General features: G+C 69.9%; 16 protein-coding genes. 10 read left to right on the top strand and 6 right to left on the bottom strand.

Translation table 11 applies throughout. The features are described from left to right. Positions 1-59 precede the first annotated feature (59 nt). A complete protein-coding gene (locus tag NB3_RS19860) occupies positions 60-878 on the top strand; it encodes a heme ABC transporter ATP-binding protein (protein ID WP_067805633.1) in 819 nt (272 codons plus the stop codon). A gap of 204 nt (positions 879-1,082) precedes the next feature. On the opposite strand, the gene NB3_RS19855 is transcribed toward NB3_RS19860, so the two are convergent. Next, positions 1,083-1,904 carry an SDR family NAD(P)-dependent oxidoreductase gene (locus NB3_RS19855; RefSeq protein WP_067805420.1) on the bottom strand — a complete coding sequence of 274 codons (822 nt, stop codon included), beginning with the start codon at positions 1,902-1,904 and terminating at the stop codon, positions 1,083-1,085. Positions 1,905-1,972: 68 nt separating this feature from the next. On the opposite strand from NB3_RS19855, the gene NB3_RS19850 reads away from it, so the two are divergent. Both NB3_RS19850 and NB3_RS19845 read left to right on the top strand, forming a co-directional pair. Then, on the top strand, positions 1,973-2,566 hold the full coding sequence (locus tag NB3_RS19850; RefSeq protein WP_067805417.1) for a TetR/AcrR family transcriptional regulator: 594 nt from the start codon (positions 1,973-1,975) through the stop codon (positions 2,564-2,566). 541 nt (positions 2,567-3,107) lie between these two features. Continuing rightward, positions 3,108-3,593 (top strand): hypothetical protein, encoded by a 486-nt coding sequence (locus NB3_RS19845; protein ID WP_067805413.1) that lies wholly within the window; start codon positions 3,108-3,110, stop codon positions 3,591-3,593. A gap of 398 nt (positions 3,594-3,991) precedes the next feature. Here NB3_RS19845 and NB3_RS19840 read toward each other — a convergent pair whose 3' ends face one another. From NB3_RS19840 to NB3_RS19830, 3 genes are read right to left on the bottom strand one after another with little or no spacing between them, the layout of a single operon-like run. After that, positions 3,992-6,145, bottom strand: a complete 2,154-nt coding sequence (locus tag NB3_RS19840) for an MMPL family transporter (protein ID WP_244891985.1) — start codon at positions 6,143-6,145, stop codon at positions 3,992-3,994. Beyond that, positions 6,097-6,630, bottom strand: coding sequence for a WKL family lipoprotein (locus NB3_RS19835; protein WP_067805410.1), 534 nt, complete (start codon positions 6,628-6,630; stop codon positions 6,097-6,099). Before NB3_RS19835 ends, NB3_RS19840 begins: the two co-directional genes overlap by 49 nt. A gap of 6 nt (positions 6,631-6,636) precedes the next feature. Then, positions 6,637-6,993: a hypothetical protein gene (locus tag NB3_RS19830; protein ID WP_067805407.1), complete on the bottom strand. Its 357-nt coding sequence runs from the start codon at positions 6,991-6,993 to the stop codon at positions 6,637-6,639. A gap of 154 nt (positions 6,994-7,147) precedes the next feature. Here NB3_RS19830 and NB3_RS19825 point away from each other — a divergent pair, with 154 nt between their 5' ends. From NB3_RS19825 to NB3_RS19815, 3 genes are read left to right on the top strand one after another with little or no spacing between them, the layout of a single operon-like run. Then, positions 7,148-8,161: a YncE family protein gene (locus NB3_RS19825; RefSeq protein WP_067805405.1), complete on the top strand. Its 1,014-nt coding sequence runs from the start codon at positions 7,148-7,150 to the stop codon at positions 8,159-8,161. Beyond that, the gene (locus NB3_RS36695; RefSeq protein ID WP_228827832.1) at positions 8,161-8,460 is read left to right on the top strand and encodes a DUF5703 family protein; all 300 of its coding nucleotides are present in this window, start codon (positions 8,161-8,163) and stop codon (positions 8,458-8,460) included. Before NB3_RS19825 ends, NB3_RS36695 begins: the two co-directional genes overlap by 1 nt. Positions 8,461-8,464: 4 nt before the next feature. Further along, a complete protein-coding gene (locus NB3_RS19815) occupies positions 8,465-9,541 on the top strand; it encodes a quinone-dependent dihydroorotate dehydrogenase (protein ID WP_067805402.1) in 1,077 nt (358 codons plus the stop codon). Between the two features lie 6 nt (positions 9,542-9,547). On the opposite strand, the gene NB3_RS19810 is transcribed toward NB3_RS19815, so the two are convergent. Beyond that, positions 9,548-9,937 carry a hypothetical protein gene (locus NB3_RS19810; protein WP_067805399.1) on the bottom strand — a complete coding sequence of 130 codons (390 nt, stop codon included), beginning with the start codon at positions 9,935-9,937 and terminating at the stop codon, positions 9,548-9,550. Between the two features lie 671 nt (positions 9,938-10,608). Here NB3_RS19810 and NB3_RS19805 point away from each other — a divergent pair. From NB3_RS19805 to NB3_RS19795, 3 genes are all read left to right on the top strand, one after another. Continuing rightward, positions 10,609-12,153 carry a carbohydrate kinase family protein gene (locus NB3_RS19805; RefSeq protein WP_244891984.1) on the top strand — a complete coding sequence of 515 codons (1,545 nt, stop codon included), beginning with the start codon at positions 10,609-10,611 and terminating at the stop codon, positions 12,151-12,153. After that, a complete protein-coding gene (locus NB3_RS19800; protein WP_067805396.1) occupies positions 12,150-12,881 on the top strand; it encodes a GTP cyclohydrolase II in 732 nt (243 codons plus the stop codon). The genes NB3_RS19805 and NB3_RS19800 overlap by 4 nt, the downstream gene beginning before the upstream one ends. 192 nt (positions 12,882-13,073) lie before the next feature. Next, on the top strand, positions 13,074-14,906 hold the full coding sequence (locus tag NB3_RS19795) for an AMP-dependent synthetase/ligase (RefSeq protein WP_067805393.1): 1,833 nt from the start codon (positions 13,074-13,076) through the stop codon (positions 14,904-14,906). Positions 14,907-14,967: 61 nt separating this feature from the next. On the opposite strand, the gene NB3_RS19790 is transcribed toward NB3_RS19795, so the two are convergent. Continuing rightward, complete coding sequence (locus NB3_RS19790; RefSeq protein WP_067805390.1) at positions 14,968-15,567, bottom strand: TetR/AcrR family transcriptional regulator; 600 nt, start codon at positions 15,565-15,567, stop codon at positions 14,968-14,970. Between the two features lie 115 nt (positions 15,568-15,682). Here NB3_RS19790 and NB3_RS19785 point away from each other — a divergent pair, with 115 nt between their 5' ends. Further along, positions 15,683-16,762: a Gfo/Idh/MocA family protein gene (locus NB3_RS19785; RefSeq protein ID WP_084823494.1), complete on the top strand. Its 1,080-nt coding sequence runs from the start codon at positions 15,683-15,685 to the stop codon at positions 16,760-16,762. Positions 16,763-16,950 lie beyond the last annotated feature (188 nt).

Raw genomic sequence — 16,950 nt, 5'->3', positions numbered from 1 at the left:
CGCCGAGAAGAGTCCTCGACGGTGTGCCACTCGACGGGAGTCGCGGGGTGAAGGTGCGGATGGTGCACGAAGTGCCGGGGTGGCCGGTGCGGGGGGACGTGACCGTGCGCGCGTCGGGGGTGGGTGTGGAGCGGCGCGGAGGTGGGCAGGCGCGGCGGGTGCTCGACGGCGTGGATTTCGAGGCGGTCGCGGGGCAGGTGGTGGCGCTCGTCGGGCCCAACGGCGCGGGTAAGTCGACGCTGCTGGCGGTGCTGGCCGGGGAGCTGGCGCCGAGTGCGGGGACGGTGGAACTGGACGGGCAGCCGTTGGCGCACTGGACGACGTTGGACATGGCGCGGCGGCGGGCGGTGCTGCCGCAGACCCACACCGTCGGGTTCCCGTTCACCGCGCGGGAGGTGGTCGCGATGGGCCGCGCGCCGTGGGTGCGCACCGAACGCCGCGAACACGACGAGCGACAGATCGCCGCCGCGATGGCCGCCACCGACGTCGCGCATCTGGCCACACGCTCCTTCCCGACCCTGTCCGGTGGTGAACGCGCCCGGGTGGCGTTGGCGCGGGTGCTGGCGCAGCACACCGCCACCCTGCTGCTGGACGAGCCGACCGCCGCCTTGGATCTGGGCCACCAGGAGGCGGTGCTGCGCTTGGCCGCCGACCGCGCCGCCGACGGCGCGGCGGTGGTCGTCGTGTTGCACGATCTCGGTGTCGCCGCCGCCTACGCCGATCGCGTCGCGGTGCTGGACTCCGGCCGCATCGCCGCGGACGGCCCACCGCGCGAGGTGCTCACCACCGAACTGCTCACCCGGGTCTACCAGCACCCGGTCGAAGTGCTCGACCACCCGGTCACCGGCGCCCAGCTGGTGCTGCCGGTGCGCCGCTGACCGCATCGACCCGCCACGGCGCGCTCGTCGTGTACCCGATGTTCTCGCCGCGGTCGTGTGCTCCTGCTCGCCCGCGTATCGAGATACTCGAGCCCACCGCAGCGCCCATCCGACCGGCCTCGGCGCCAGTCGTCGGCCGCCGCCGGTTCGCACGCCGCGGACGACGACTGCTCCTGCTCGGGCGTGGGCGAGCCTGGCCGACGTTCAGGCGACCGCCTGCGGCAGGGTGGCGAGTTGGTCGGTCAGTTTGGCGCGGATCGCGGTGACGGCGTCCAGGCCCAGCGGCAGCCGTAACGGCGGTGCGGGGGATTCGACGGCGGCGATGATCTGCTGGGCCGCATGGGAGGGGTCGCCGTACACGCTGGGATCGAGCCGGCTCAGGCGCTCGCGCGCCGCCTCGACACTGACGGCGTATTCGGGATGCTGCACGGGGGTGATATCCAGTGCGGCAACGAAATTCGTGCCGAACATGCCGGGCTCGACGATCGTGACTCCGATGCCGAGGTGGGCGACCTCCTTGGCCAGGCCCTCGTTCATGCCCTCGACGCTGAACTTCGTCGCCGCGTAGAGACCGAGACCCGGTGAGGGAGCCGCGACACCGGCCACCGACGAGATCTGCACGATATGGCCGCGTTTGCGCGCACGCAGGACCGGCAGGCAGGCGCGGATCACATTCAGCGATCCGAACACATTCGTCTCGAAGGCCCGCCGCACCGCGCTGTCGGGGATCTCCTCCAGCGCGCCGAAGATCCCGTAGCCCGCGTTGTTCACCACGACATCCAGGCGGCCGAACGTCTCCACCGCCTGCCCCACCACTGCCCGCGCCTGCTCCCCATCGGTGACATCCAGTGGCAGGACCAGGACACGACCGGGATGGGCTGCCGCCAATTCCTGGAGGGGCTGCGCGCGCTCGGGTTCGCGCGCCGTCGCGACCACCCGGCCACCGTCGGCGGCCACTGCCCGGCTTATCGCGTAGCCGAATCCGGACGACGCACCGGTGACCAGCCATACTCGATCGATGTCCATTACAAGCTCCTCACCAGGCAATATTTACGATACTGATCGTATAGTATCTAAATTGGTACGATATCGCCATGGCAGAGCCGAGTAATGCGCGGGGGCCGGGACGACCACGCAGCGAGCGATCACGCCGAGCGGTGCTCACCGCCGCACGGGAACTGTTGACCGACCGCGGGCTGCCCGGGCTGAGCATGGACGACATCGCCGCACGGGCCGGTGTCAGCAAGAACACCATCTACCGGTGGTGGCCGACCAAGGCGGCGGTGTTGATGGATGCCTTCACCGACGCGTTCGCCGACCGGATCGAGGCTCCCGACGACGGCGATGCCCCGACCCGGCTGCGGACCCAGATCCGGCGCGTGGCGCAGTTGATGAACACGCCACAAGCCCGTCGCCCGTTCGTCGCTCTGGTCGCAGCCGCCCAGCACGACCCCGAACTCGCCACCGCACTACGCGAACGGTTCATCGACAGCCGACGCGCCGACGTGAGCCGCCTCGTCGCCGCCGGGATCGCCGAGGGCCGGTTCCCCGCCGATCTCGACACCGACGTCGTCATCGACCTGATCTACGGGGCCCTCTACTACCGGCTACTCGTCAGCGGCGCGCAGATCGACCCGGCATACGCAGACCGGCTCGTTCGTACGCTGGATCCAGTCCTGCGGACCTGAACACCCAGCCTGCCGATGCCGATGCATTGCGCGACAGATGTTCTCGACACCGCTCCGGAACGTTGCGCCACACCTGGGCACATGCGGCAGCCTCGGCAACAGACACGCGGTGCCGGCCTCCCCTTGCCAGTTGGGGTTCCGGTAGTAATCGCGCGAAAAGCAACGGATATGCCGTAGTCCGCTCGCTGGTAGGCCACGGTTTTCGCGTTCGTGGTGCGGTGGCGGGGGGTTGGTGCTCGGCTTGGCTGCCGATGAGGGTGATCGGCGTGCTGGAGGTTGGGGTTCGTGGCAACGCGGGTGTTCGCGGACGAGGAGTTGGAGCATCTGCGGGGGTTCCCGGAGGTCAGCCGTGAGGAGTTGTTCCGGTTCGCTTACCCGGGGCCTCGCGCAAACCCCTGTGGTGTCATTTATAGGACTCGTGCATCACTGCTGTGTGGCGTGGTCTAGGCTGCTGTCCGCTCGACGGATCTTTTCCACCACCTGCCGACACCGAAAGGCGCACATAGTGGTTCGTGGAAGACTTTTCGCTTCGATACTCGCGTTGACCGCCGCTGTACTGGTCAACGCGGCCGGGCCGGCCAGCGCAACGACCAGCATATGGATCGGGAGAGCGTTCCCAGACGCACACGGCGACTACAGCTGGTGGGTCGTCGCCGAGATCACCTACGTCTGCGAACCCGGCCAGGCCAACGCCCTGTGGGTCAAGGTCGAGTCCGAACGGTTCACAAGCCCGGAAGGCCAACCCGTCCGTATGAAAGACGAGGCCCTGGATCGGGTGACCTGTGACGGCGAATCGCGGCAGACGAAGGTCAGGGTGCCATTGGGCTACGACTACGGCGAGGGCCCGAATCGCGCAGATGCTCACGACGGCGACGGCAATGAACTCATGACGTATTACTACGATGACCGTGCGGTCGAGATCACCGCCGCGTTCGCCTACCTGCCGCCTGACGCCGAGGACATGAGCCAGGTCGAGATCCATAAGGACACCACCGAGAACCGGACCCTGACTCTGGCCCAGGAATAGTCCTCGGCCCGCCCCGGGCCGCGCCGGACCGCTGCGCCGCGTGCGAGCCTGGAACGCGAGAACCGGCCAGATATCCGCTGGCCGGTTCTCGTTGTGTTCGGCAGCCTGAGGCGTTGAGCTAGCAGAACCAGGGTGCTCCAAGCCATGCGCGAGCTGACCTCGATCCTGAGGCCGGGAGCCGACCGTCGCCGCTGACCAGCAGCTCCGCCATATCCGTTGGTTTCGGCGGTTACTACCGGAACCCCGAGTTCGTCCGCAGGGGCGGCGGTCTCGTGCGACATCGAATCACGCAAGTTGCGTCCGCCGATTGCCCAGCGCCCGAGTCCGATCATTCGGTCACCGTCCCGCGAGGTCGACCCCCGCCTGTCGCACGCCGGTACCCACGGCGACTGCGGGGCCTACCGCCAGATCAGCTTCAGCACCGCAGGTGTCAGCAGCATGCGGATGACGGTGGCGTCCAGGATCAGGGCGGCGATCATGCCGTAGGCGATGTATTTCATCAGCACCAGATCCGAGAAGCCGAAGGCGCCGGTGACCACGATGAGGATGGCGGCTGCGGAGGTGATGACGCCGCCGGTGTGGGCGATGCCGTAGCGGATGGCCTCGGGGGCGTCCGCGCCGGCGGCGCGCGCTTCGGACACGCGTGACAGCAGGAACACCTCGTAGTCGGTGGACAGTCCGAACACCACCGTCACGATCAGCGCCAGCACCGCGAACATCAGCGGTCCCGGCGTGAAGTGGAAGACCCCCGCGCCGTGCCCCTCGACGAAGATCCAGGTCAGCACACCGAGGGTGGACACGAGGCTGAGCGCGCTCATGACCACGGCTTTCAGCGCGAGCACCAGCGAGCGGAACGCCGCGTACATCAGCGCGAGCGCGGCGGCGACCAGGATGGCCAGCAGCATCGGCAGGCCGTCGAGCAGGCCGTTGATGCTGTCGCGTTCCAGGGCGGGCACGCCGGCGACCATCACCCGCACGCCGGGTGGGTCGGCGATGGCGCGCAGCGCCGCGATCACCCGGTCGGCGTCGCGTTTGTCGGCCAGCCCGGCGGCGAGCACGTTGATGCCGTCCTTGGTGGGTGCGGCGGGTTCGAAGCGGCCGGTGAGGCCGGGGATCTGGTTGGCGGCGTAACGGATGTCGCTCAGTTGCCGCGCGTCGGCGCCGACCACCACCAGTTTCAGCGGTTCGGTGCGGAAGCTGGGAAACAGGGTGTCGAAACGTTCCTGCGCCACTCGCGCCGGGTTGTCGTCGGACAGATAGCGTTCGCTCAGGCCACCGAATTCGATGTGGCGCATGGGGATGCTCAGCGCGAGCAGGGCCAGCACGATCGGCACGGCCACCGCCAGGGGGCGGCGCATCGCCCACAGCGCCAGCCGGGAGAAGAAGCCCGCGTCGATCTGGGCTTCGGTTTTGGTGCGGGAGAAGCGTTTCCATCCCAGGAAGTCGATGCGGCGCCCGGCGATGCTCAACGCCGCGGGCAGGGCGGTCACCGACAGCAGCGCCGCCAGCAGCACCGAGCTGATGCCGCCCAGCGGCACCGAGCGCAGCACCCCGTTGGGGAAGATGAACAGTGCGCCGAGGCTGACGGCGATGATCGCCGCGGAGAACAGCACGGTGCGTCCCGCGGTGGCCACGGTGCGGGCGGTGGCCTCTTCGACGGTGTGGCCCGCGGCGAGTTCCTCGCGGAAGCGGGTGACGGTGAACAGGCCGTAGTCGATCGCCAAGCCCAGGCTGACCAGGGTCATCACGGCGCTGGCGAAGACGTTGACGTCGAGCAGGCCGGTCAGCGCCCGCAGCGCGCCCTGGGTGCCGAGGATGGTCATGCCGCCGATGAGGATCGGCAGCAGCGCGCCGATCACGCCGCCGAACACGAAATACAGCAGGATCGCCACCAGCGGCAGGGCGATCATCTCCGCGCGTTTGATGTCGCGTTGCATACCGGTGTTGATGCCTTCGACGATCGGCTGCAATCCGGCCAGTTGCACGGTGGTGCCGCCGGGGCCGCCGCCGGGGCGTCCGGCGCCGAGGTGGTCTTTGATCGCGTCGTAGTTCTGCACCGTGGCGGTGCCCGAGCCGCGCAGGCCGACGCTGGCGAAGGCGTGGGTGTGGGTGGCGTCGGTGGCCTGGGCGGAAAACGGGCTGTCCCAGTAGCTGTCGATCTTCTGGATGCGGTCGGGGTAGGCGGCCAGCAGTCCGGCCAACTGCTGGGTGACCGGGCCGCGGACGGCGGGGTCGTCGACGGTGGCGCCGTCGGGTGCGGTGTAGAGCAGGATCAGGTCGCTGTCGGTGTCGCGGCCGAAGGTGCGGTCGGCCAGTTCGGCGGCGGCGACCGATTCGCTGCTCTCGTCGAACCAGCCCTCCTGGGTCAGGCGCCCGGCCAGGTCGCGGCCGTACCAGCCGGAAACGAGCACGAACAGCACGAAGAAGGCGAGCACGAGGTAGCGGTTGCGGTGGACCCACCGCCCCCACCGCAGTGATCCGGAACGGCGCATCGCGTCGCGGGTCAGCCGCAGGCCGGGGTGCGGTAGTCGGCCGAGCGCAGGATGCCGCACAGGTCGGTGCGCGAGATCTTCCACTTGCCGTCGATGAGCACGAAGTGCACGACGGTGGTGCGGACCGCGGCGCCGGTGCCGTCCTTGTCCAGCCGCATGGTGGCGGTGAGGGTGCCGTCGTGGTTGTCGAACACCGGGTCGGTGACCCCGTAGACGGCGCGCGGGTTGTCCTGCAGCGCCTTGTACATGTCGGGGATGGCCTGGCGGAAGGAGTCCCCGTCCTCGATGAGGGCGGTGCGTTCGCTGTCGGGCAGCGCCGGGTCGAGTGCCCGCTTGATCTGGGCGTCGAGGTCGGCGGCGGTGGGCAGCGGCGGGTGCGCGGCGCTGGAGGACGCCGCGATCGAGGACGACAGCGACGCGTTGGCCGAGGAGCGGGCGACGTCGACGGCGGCTTCGTCGGTTCCGGTGTCGCACGCGGCGGCGGCCGCGGCGAGCAGCAGGCCGGCCGCGGTGAGCGCGGCGCGGGTGAATCGTGTGTGGGTCATCACTTCCTACATACCTTCGATGACGGAGCTGATCCGTCCCAGCAGGGCACGCACGGTCGTGACGTCCCGTTCCGCGGCGGCGTCGATCGTCGCGGTGTCGGGGATCATATCCCGCACGAAGGCGGCGACACTGCGTTCGTCGTCGAGGTCGATGTCGGTGACCGTGGCTTCGGCGGTGGCGAGCACGTCTTCCGGGCCGGGTACGGCGTCGCCGAGATCGCGGCGGTAGATCTCCAGTGTCAGGGTGGCGCGGACGGTGCGGAACGCGAAGGGGTGGCCGTCGGCGGTGGTCCCGAAGCCGTGCGCGTACGGGCCGACGGTGATGTCGTCGAGGACGAATCCCGACGTGTGGTCGGCTTTCAACCCGGATCTCCCTGTATCGGACTGTGTGGTCTCCACCGTAGCGCCCGCCGCCGACATTCTGCTCGAGCCGCCACCCCGGTCGGCCTGCCGGGTGCCGCATCATGGTCAGATGGTGAGGTTGCGGAAGATTCGTCGGTAGTAAGGAGTTCGCTGGATGCGCCCTCGCGGCTGGCTCGTCTCGGTGTTCGCGGGTGCGGCGGTGCTGGTGCTGCTGGCCGGATGCTCCTCCGGCTCCGGCGGTCCCGAGCTGCCCACCAGGGAGCCGGCCACCCCCGCTGTCGCGCCCGCGCCCGCGGCGCCGCCCGTGGGTCGGGTGCTGGCGGCCGGTCCGCTGGCCGAGTTGCGAGCCGACGCGGGCGGCAGGTTGCTGGCCGGTCTGGACGGTGCGGTGCTGACCGTGTTCGATCCGGACGCCGCCGAGCCGGTGGTGCGCACGGTGATGTTGCCGGAGCGCGCGAGCGGTCTGGCGCCGGGCAGGCCGGGTGAGATGCTGGCGGCCGCGCCGGGCCGGGTGCTGCGGGTGGACCTCGCCTCCGGGGCGGTGGCCGCGGTGGCCGTCGACGGCGACGCGCGGGCGGTGCTCGCACGCGCCGACGGCGGACTGCTGGTCGGTACCGCCGACGGACGGGTGCTGGAGCTGGCGGGTGACGGTGCGGTGACCCGCACGGTGTCCGGGCTGGTGTCGGCCGACGTGCTGGCCGAAGCCGACGGCAAGCTGACCGTGCTGGACCGGCGGCAGACCGCGATTTTCGAGCTGGAGGCGGGCAGGCAGCGGCCGGGGCTGGCGTTGCGCGCCGGTGACGGGGCCACGCAGCTGATCGGCGACACGCGCGGCCGGTTCGTGGTGACCGACACCGCGGGCGGTGAACTGCTGGTCTACACCGCGGGACCGCTCGTGTTGCGGCAGCGTTTCCCGGTAGGATCTTCGCCTTACGCACTTGCCTACGACCAGCGGTCGGACACCGTGTGGGTGACGTGCACGCAGCGCAACGAGGTGGTCGGATTCGACCTGTCGACTGGTATACCGAAGGAAGTGGGCCGCTACGCCACCGTCAGGCAACCGAACTCGGTGGCAGTCGAGCAACGCACCGGTGATCTGTTCGTGGGGTCCGCGACCGGCGACGGTCTGCAACGGATCGGTGCGGACGATCGGAAGAGAGGGCACTGATGGCTCGGACACCACACGCGGACGAGGATTCCGCGGCAGCTACCGAACCGGCAGCACATCGGGGGCGCGGGCGCGCGCTGCCCGCGGGCTGGGAGACCACCAGCGACGACTACGAGTACGTGCCGTTGCGGCTGCCGCCGGATGTCACGCGGGTCACCGCGTCCATGCGGCTGGCGATCCAGGCGGAGTTCGGCGGGTGGGAGCTGTCGCGGGTTCGCGCCTACACCGACGGCAGCAGGCGGGTGCTGCTGCGGCGGCGAAAATCCGCACTACTACCCCAGCCCGAACCCGGAATGTGAGCCGATGTACGCCCTGCTACTCCGACTGATGTTCCTGGTCGCGCCGGAACGCATCCACCACGTCGTCTTCGCCGCGATGCGGTTCGCGGCCTGGTGCGCGCCGCTGCGCTGGGCGATGGGCAAGATCCTCGTCACCCGTGATCCGATCCTGCGCACCGAGGCGTTCGGGGTCGAGTTCCCCGCGCCGCTGGGTTTGGCCGCCGGTTTCGACAAGAACGCCGACGGTGTGGACGCGTGGGCGCCGCTGGGGTTCGGTTTCGCCGAGATCGGCACCGTGACCGCGCAGCCGCAGCCGGGTAACCCGGCGCCGCGACTGTTCCGGCTGCCCGCCGACCGCGCTCTGATCAACCGGATGGGTTTCAACAACCACGGCGCCGCCGCGGCCGCCGAACGGCTGCGGGCGCGCCGCGGCGGGGTGCCGATCGGCGCGAACATCGGCAAGACGAAGATCGTGGTGCCCGAGGCCGCGGCCGCGGACTACGCCGCCAGCGCCGCGCTGCTGGGACCGCTGGCCGATTTCGTCGTGGTCAACGTCAGCTCTCCCAACACCCCGGGTTTGCGGGATCTGCAGGCGGTGGAATCGCTGCGGCCGCTGCTGGCGGCGGTGCTGGACAGTGTGCGGGTGCCGGTGCTGGTGAAGATCGCGCCGGATCTGTCCGACGAGGACATCGACGCGGTCGCCGATCTGGCCGTGGAACTCGGCTTGGCGGGGATCGTGGCCACCAACACCACCATCCGCCGTGACGGTCTGCGCACCGACGCCGCGCAGGTGGACGCCATGGGCGCGGGTGGGTTGTCCGGTCCTCCGGTCGCCGACCGTTCGCTCGAGGTGCTGCGGCGGCTGTACCGGCGGGTGGGTGATCAGCTGGTGCTGATCTCGGTCGGTGGCATCGAGACCGTCGACCAGGCGTGGGAACGGGTGCTGGCCGGGGCGACGCTGTTGCAGGGCTACACCGGTTTCATCTACGGCGGGCCGTTCTGGATGCGCAGAATCCATCGGGGGTTGGCGCAGCGGTTGCGCGCCGGGGGTTACCGCAGTCTCGGCGAGGCCGTGGGGGCCGAGCACAAAGCGCACGCCTGAAGCAGGTCAGCCGTGCACGAACGGCGGTTCGGGGATGCGGGCGCGCGCTGGCCGGGACCGCGGAGCGTGCCCCGGCGGCGCCGGATCTCCCTTGGGCCGCAGTTCCTGCCCCAGCCGGGCGGCCATGCGTTTGGCGAGCAGGATCACCGCGTGGTCGCGCAGGATGCCCAGTTCGTCGGCGTAGGCCTCGGCGCGGGCCTGGGTCGTGCGGTCGTGGACCACGTGCGGGTCGCTGAGCAGTTCGTCCAGGGACATCCCGGCCAGTGCCTGGCCGCGGGTCAGCCGCCGGTCCGGTAGCCAGCTCAGCCGCCAGCTGTCGGGAGCGTCGGTGTCGCGGTAGGCCGATTCTGGGGTTATGTCACTGGTCATCGTCCATTCGGTGGTGTGGATGGTCATCGCGGTCTCCGGTGCGACGGGTGGAGTGAGGCAGACTCCAGGGTGCTGAGATGGATGCGGCACGAATGCCTCCTGTCGTGCATCCGCCGGCGCGGCGCGGTGGATGCGCCGCATCGTGGTGTTCCGCCGCTGCGGCGGGCGTGGTGGCGTGTGCCCTGGGGCGCAGGTGTCCGCTGTCGGGCCGGGTGGTCCAGGGGGTGGCTCGCCGGTGTAGGGCGTCGGGCGAATGGGGTGGCGTCGCGCGCCGAGCGTGGCGTGCGGGACGGAATCGGCGAGGTGGCGGGTGCCACGGCCGTGGGGTCCGGGCGACGGGGCCGAGAGCGGCCGGGGAACCGAGAGGCCGGGTCCGCTACGGCGGGTGGCGGGCCTACCGGTGTGCCGCCGCGAAGCGGATGTCGGCCGGTGTGTCGCCGCGGGAAGTGTCCGGTGGCTCGTTCAGTCCCTCACCGGCTCGGGCACCAGTTCGGTGTCGGATCCGGCGGGGCGGTGTCGCCGCCGCCGCGGCTGCCGTTTCTGAAGAATCACTCTCATCACCAGCCCTCCCGATGTCTGGTGGTGCGATGGGGATCGCCACATCCAGTGTGGCATTTGCCGTTCCCCGCGCGCAATTGCCGTTGTAATTTGGTAATTGACAATTTGCCCGCTGGCTAAACCCGATTTGCGTGGCCAACATGCGCACGACCACCGGTGTCGCGCCGTTAGAGGAGGGTGGCATCGCCATGGTCCCGCAGGATTCGGGAATGGTTGCCGTTCGCAATATCCTCACCCGCTTGTGCAAACGCTCCGGCCTGAGTCCGGATCGCTTGCGCAGCACCGAAATCGACGTGCTACCGCTGCTGGATCTGCTGGCGGTGCGGCAGTACGCGCGGCGTGCGGGCATCGACCGGGAAGAGGCGGTGCTGCCGCTGGTGCGCGATCTGGCGCTGCGCTTGGAGCCCACCCACCGGCTCGTCGTCGACGCGGAGCTGTCGCTGGGGCTGCTGCGCGAAAACCCGCCCGCCGGAGTGGATCCCGCCCGGCTCTACGCCCCGGATCTGGGTGAGCGTCGCGAATACCTCGCCGAGCGGTGGGCGCGGCTGCACGAAGCGCTTGGGGCGCAACCGGTTCCCGGCGCGCTGACGGTGCGCTCGCTGCGCGGCGCTCCCGAGCGGCGGGCGTTCACCGAGCTGGCCGCGCAGCTGACCACGGCGTCGGTGTTCGACGGCGCGCACGTCGTCGACTTCGGCAATTCCTCGGAAACCACTGTGGCAGAACCTGCTCCGGTGGACGGCCGCGGTGTGGTCACGGTGATCGGCGACGCGGTCATCGACCACATGTATGTGGTCGACGGCATCCCCGGCTCCGGTGCGACCGCGCGCGGCAGCTACCGCGAGCATCCCGGCGGCAAGGGCCTCACCCGCGCCGTCGCGGCGGCGCGGCTGGGACTGCGGGTGCGGCTGATCTCGGCGGTCGGCGACGACGACGCGGGCGATCGCGTCCTGGAATACCTGCGCAGCGAACGTGTCGAGACCGAACTGGTCAAAGTGGTGCCCTACGCCCCCACACCGGTGACCGCGGTGATCGTGGCCCGCACCGGCGCGGCCAGCACGATCGGCTGCAAGGACGAGCGAATCCGGTTGAGCGCCCAGGAATTACGCAGCGAGGCGATCCGTGCGGCGATCGCGTCCTCGGATGCGCTGCTGCTGACCTTCGAGCAACCCACCGGCGTCATCGAGCAGATCATGGGACAGCTGCGCGCGCTGCCGCGGCGGCCGCTGGTGGTGCTGCATCCGGCGCCGCGGCTGGATCGTCCGCAGTACCTGTATCAGCATCTGGGGGCGGTGGACTACCTCGTCGGCGGCGACGGGGACCTGCGGGCTCTGGCGATGGCAGGCGACGGCGCGGAGGGGCACCAGACCGCGACGCGGCTGCGCGCGCTGGGCGCCGGGGCGGTGTGCGCGATCCAGGATTTCCGGTGCGAGGTGTGGTCCGACCAGCTCAGCGCGCGATTCCACCCGTTCCCGACGGCGCTGCAGGACTCGGTGGGCGCTCACGCTGCCTTCTCCGCGGCCCTGGTATATCGTCTCGTTTCGACGCGCCGCCCCGCCGAACACAACGACTACGTCTGGGCGACCGCCGCGATGGTGGCGACGCAATCGATCGGGGACGTCCCCGCGGCGATGCCACTGGTGAGTGAGGTCGAGCGAATCTACAAACTCGCTACGGAGGAGCATTGACCAACGTTGTGGATCCTGCCGACACCGAGCATCGGTTCCGTCGCAACGGGCAAGATCTGCGAGTTCGGGTGGTGGAGTTGGACGCCGACGGCGAGAGTGGGCATCTGTTGCTGTTCGGTGTGGTGGCCGACGGCTGCCTGGTGCGGGTGCACTCGCGCTGTCTGTACGGGGAGGCGCTGCGGTCGCAGGACTGCGACTGCGGACCGGAACTGGACAAGGCGCTGGATCTGATCCAGGCCGCCGGCTCGGGGGTGCTGGTCTATCTGGAACAGGAGGGCCGCGGCGCGGGCCTGATCGCCAAAGCGCTGGGCTACCGGGAAAGTGAGCGCTCCGGCGCGGACACCTTCACCAGCTACGAAACCCTCGGCTACCCCGCCGACGGGCGCACCTACGTGGCCACCGCCCGTGCGCTGGCCGACCTCGGACTGCGTTCGGTGCAGCTATTGACCAACAATCCCGCGAAGGTCGAGGCCCTGCGGCAAGCGGGTCTGCTGGTCACCCCCGTGCCGCTGCGCACGCGAGCGCTCAGCGGACGTGCCCGCGAGTACCTCGAGGCCAAGCGCACCCGGCGTAAGCACTGGATCCCGACCGACGCCGCACCGTGGGCGTTCGACGAGCACGACGGCGATCGCGCGGGCGAGCCGCGCGCCGTGGACGCGGTCGTGCTGGCACCCGGCGACAGCCCCCGTCCCCGTCCCGGCCCCGCGCCGGATCTAATTGGTGCCTGAAGGATTGTTGAAGTTTGCCCCACCCGGCTTCCCACATGTGGCTACCATGAGTGAGCCGCGCCACATGTGGCGCGCCGGCTCGTGAGAGACTGACAGCGCGTTCTTCGCGCCATGCCAGGAGATCCGAGTCCCGGATCGGGCGTCGGCGCAGGCCGGCGCCCGGTTCACGCCAGCGCTATCGGGAACAGGGATATGACGACAACAGAAATCGGATACGCGCACCAGTCGGGCAAAACGGTGTACACCGTTCCCGCCGCATTCCAGGAGACCGCGCGGCTGCGCCCCGACCAGATCGCCTTGCGCAAGGTGGGTGGCACGCAGCAGTACACCTGGCGCGAGTACGCCGAACGGGTGCGCTCGATCGCCGCGGGCCTGGCCGGTCTCGGCGTCGGCCACGGCGACACCGTCGGCATCATGCTGACCAACCGTCCCGAGTTCAATCTCGTCGACACCGCCGCCCTGCACCTGGGCGCCACCCCGTTCTCCATCTACAACACCAGCTCCCCCGAGCAGATCGCCCATCTGTTCACCAACGCGGGCAACAAAGTCGTCGTCACCGAGCAGGTCTTCCTCGACCGGATCACCGCGGCCGGGGTGCCGGTCGAGCACATCCTCATGGTCGACGGGCCCGCCGAGGGCACCGTCACCGTCGAACAGGTGGAGGCCGCGCCCGCCGCCGATTTCGACTTCGACGCCGCCTGGCAGGCCGTCGGCCCCGACGACCTGGCCACCCTGATCTACACCTCCGGCACCACCGGGCCGTCCAAGGGCGTGGAGATCACCCACCGCAACGTGCTCGCCCAGATCATCGCCCTGGTCAACGGCCCGCTGCAGGTGGGGCTGGACGACCGTGCGGTGTCCTACCTGCCCGCCGCGCACGTCGCCGACCGCATCTCCGGGCACGCGATCAACCTGCTCACCGGCATCCAGATCACCACCGTCCCCGACCCGCGCGAAGTCGCCGCCGCCCTGCCCGACGCGCGCCCGACCATCTTCTTCGGCGTCCCGCGGGTCTGGCAGAAGATCAAGGCCGGTGTCGAGGGCAAACTCGCCGAAGAACCGAGCCCGGTCAAGAAGGCGCTGGCCAACTGGGCGATCGGCACCGGGATCGCCGCCGCGCGCGCCGATCTGTCCGGCAAAGGCCGCGGCCCCCTGCTCAGCGCGCAGCACAAGATCGCCGAGGCGCTGGTGCTGTCGAAGCTGCGCCACGCCCTCGGCCTGGATCAACTGCGCGTCGCCTCCTCCGGCGCCGCTCCCATCCCGCCGGAGACCCTGGAATACTTCCTCGGTCTCGGCTTCACCGTCAGCGAGGTGTGGGGCATGTCGGAGACCACCGGCGTGGGCACCTACACCGAACTGGACAAGCCGCGGCCCGGTTCGGTCGGGCGCGCGGTCGACGGGGTGGAGCTGCGACTGGACGCCGACGGCGAGGTGCTGATCCGCGGCGCGATCGTCACCCGCGGCTACCGCAACATGCCCGACAAGACCGCCGAGGCCATCGACTCCGACGGCTGGCTGCACACCGGCGACATCGGCACCCTCGACGCCGACGGCTACCTGCGGATCGTGGACCGCAAGAAGGAACTGATCATCAACGAGGCGGGCAAGAACATCGCCCCCAGCAACATCGAGAACTCGGTGAAGGCGGCTTCCTCGCTGATCGGCCAAGTCGTCGCCCTCGGTGACGCCAAGCCCTACATCGCCGCCCTGATCGTGCTCGACCCCGACGTCGCCGCGCTGCGCGCCAAGGAACTCGACGCCACCGGCGAGGACATCGCCACCCTGGCCACCCGCGCGCAGATCGTGGAGGAGGTACTCGCCGCGGTCCAGGCAGGTAACGCCAAGCTCTCCCGCGTGGAGCAGATCAAACGCTTCACCATTCTCGGCGCGGTCTGGGAGCCCGGCGGCGACGAACTGACGCCGAAGATGTCGCTCAAACGCGCCCCCATCGCGGCCAAGTACCAGGCCGAGATCGAGGCGCTGTATGCCGAGGAACCCTCCGACCGGGTGATCAGCGTCAAGTAGAACCTCGCGAAAAGCGCTGTGACCCAGGAGTTTCGCCTGGGTTCACGGCGCTTTCGCGCTCTCACGGCGTGGTCTGGGTGTCTTCGTCCAGGAGGGCGCGTAGCGCCGAGGCGCCGATCCGCCGCAGCTCCTCGCGGCCGCGCCCGGCCGCGGCCTGGACGGCGATGCCGTCGGAGATCGTGTGCACGAGTGCGGCCAGGGTGGCCGGGTCGTGGCGGGAGGGCAGGTCGGTGGCCTGCTCGAGCCGTCTGCGCAGCGCCGTTTCACCGGCTCTGCGTACCGCGACGGCGTCTCGGCGCGCGGCGTGCGCATCAGGACCGCTGGCTTGAACGGTTTTGACGCACAGGCAACCAGCAGGCGTGTTCTCGCCCGCGGTCAGGTCGATGGCCCCGTGGATCAGCCGCTCGACGACTTCGCGGCCGGTGGGCGCGTCCAGCGCGTCGGCGGCGTAGGCGCCGGGACCGTCGAGGTAGCGGGCGAGGACCTTGCCGAACAGTTCCTCCTTGTTGCCGAAGGCGGCGTAGAGACTGGGCTTGTTGATGCCCATCGCGGCGGTCAGGTCCGCCATCGAGGTGCCCTCGTAGCCGTGGCGCCAGAACACCTCCAGCGCGCGGTCGAGTGCCGCGTCCGGGTCGAACGAGCGGGGGCGTCCGCCGGGCATGTCGTCCCTCCGTCCTCTCTCCCTGTTCTTTACCTATCGGTACATTACCTCTTGTGCGAGTCGGCCGCGCCGCCTAGTTTGATACCGAAAGGTACAGAACCAAGGAGCGATACACATGATCCGAGTCGGGGTTGTCGGCGCCAGCGGTTGGGCGAACAGCTCACATCTGCCGGCGCTCACCGCGCTCGCGGAGTTCGACGTGACCGCGGTCGCGACGACCAACCAGGCCAGCGCGGACCGCGCGGCCGCCGCCCACGGCGCGCGGCACGCCTTCGCCGACGCGGACGAACTCGTCGCGCACCCTGATGTCGACCTGGTCGTCGTCTCGGTGAAGGCGTCCGGGCATGCCGCCGTGATCCGGGCCGCGCTGGCCGCGGGCAAGCACGTCGTGTCCGAGTGGCCGCTGGGCGTCGACGCCGCCGAAGCGAGCGAGCTGACCGCGGCCGCCACCGCGGCGGGCGTCGTCCACGCGGTCGTCCTCCAAGGCCACCACTCCCCCAGCGCCCGCTTCGTCGCCGACCTCGTGGCCGACGGGCGGATCGGCGCGCTCGAATCGGTCGCTTTGGTGGCCGAGGGCGCTCCATGGGGCGGGAGTCGAATATGGCCGGACCTGGTGTTCGGCCTCGATCCCTCGGAAGGGACCAACATCCTGACCATCATGGCCGGCCACTTCCTGGCCACCCTCGAACGGGTCGCCGGCCCACTGACCGAAGTCTCCGCACGGCTGCCACGCACGCACGATCGCGTGCTCGTCACCGGAACGGAGCAGACCGTGCCCAACGCCACGCCCAGCCACGTGCTGCTGCACGGACAGCTGGCAGGCGGCGCCACCGCGTCGGTCGCCGTGCACGGCGGCAACGGTCCGGCCCGATACGGGTTCCGGCTCGAACTCGTCGGCAGCGACGCGACATTGACCGCCACCCCGACCCAGCCCGGAACATTCATCCACTGGGGCCACTGGGACATCCGGATCGGCGAAGAGGCGCTGACCGTGCCCGACACCTATCGCACCGTCCCCGCCGACGTCGGATCCGGCCCACCGGCCAACATCGCCGCCCTCTACCAGGAAGTCGCCCACGCCATCGCCGAAGCCCGGCAACCGCATCCCAGCTTCGCAACCGCCCTGCGCCACCACAGGCTCCTGGCCGCCATCGAACAGTCCGCGGCCGAGGGGAGGGTCCGGACCCTCTCGTAGGCGAAACCAGCGCTCCCCGGCGCGATCGAGCGCGGCCCGCTGCCGCGCCGGGCCGCTGACGTGCGGACATGCCGGAGTATCGGCCGAGTGAGGGTCTTCGGCGGGTTTAGACTGCAGAGGCCCCGGTTCTGTACGGGCGCAGCTGCGATGCGAATCCTGTTCTATGCACCTTTCACGGCTGAACCGCT

This window comes from Nocardia beijingensis NBRC 16342 (assembly GCF_001612785.1).
GTDB lineage: Bacteria > Actinomycetota > Actinomycetes > Mycobacteriales > Mycobacteriaceae > Nocardia > Nocardia beijingensis.
Note: the sequence above shows the minus strand (reverse complement) of the source record. Positions and strands in the feature narration are given on the sequence as shown.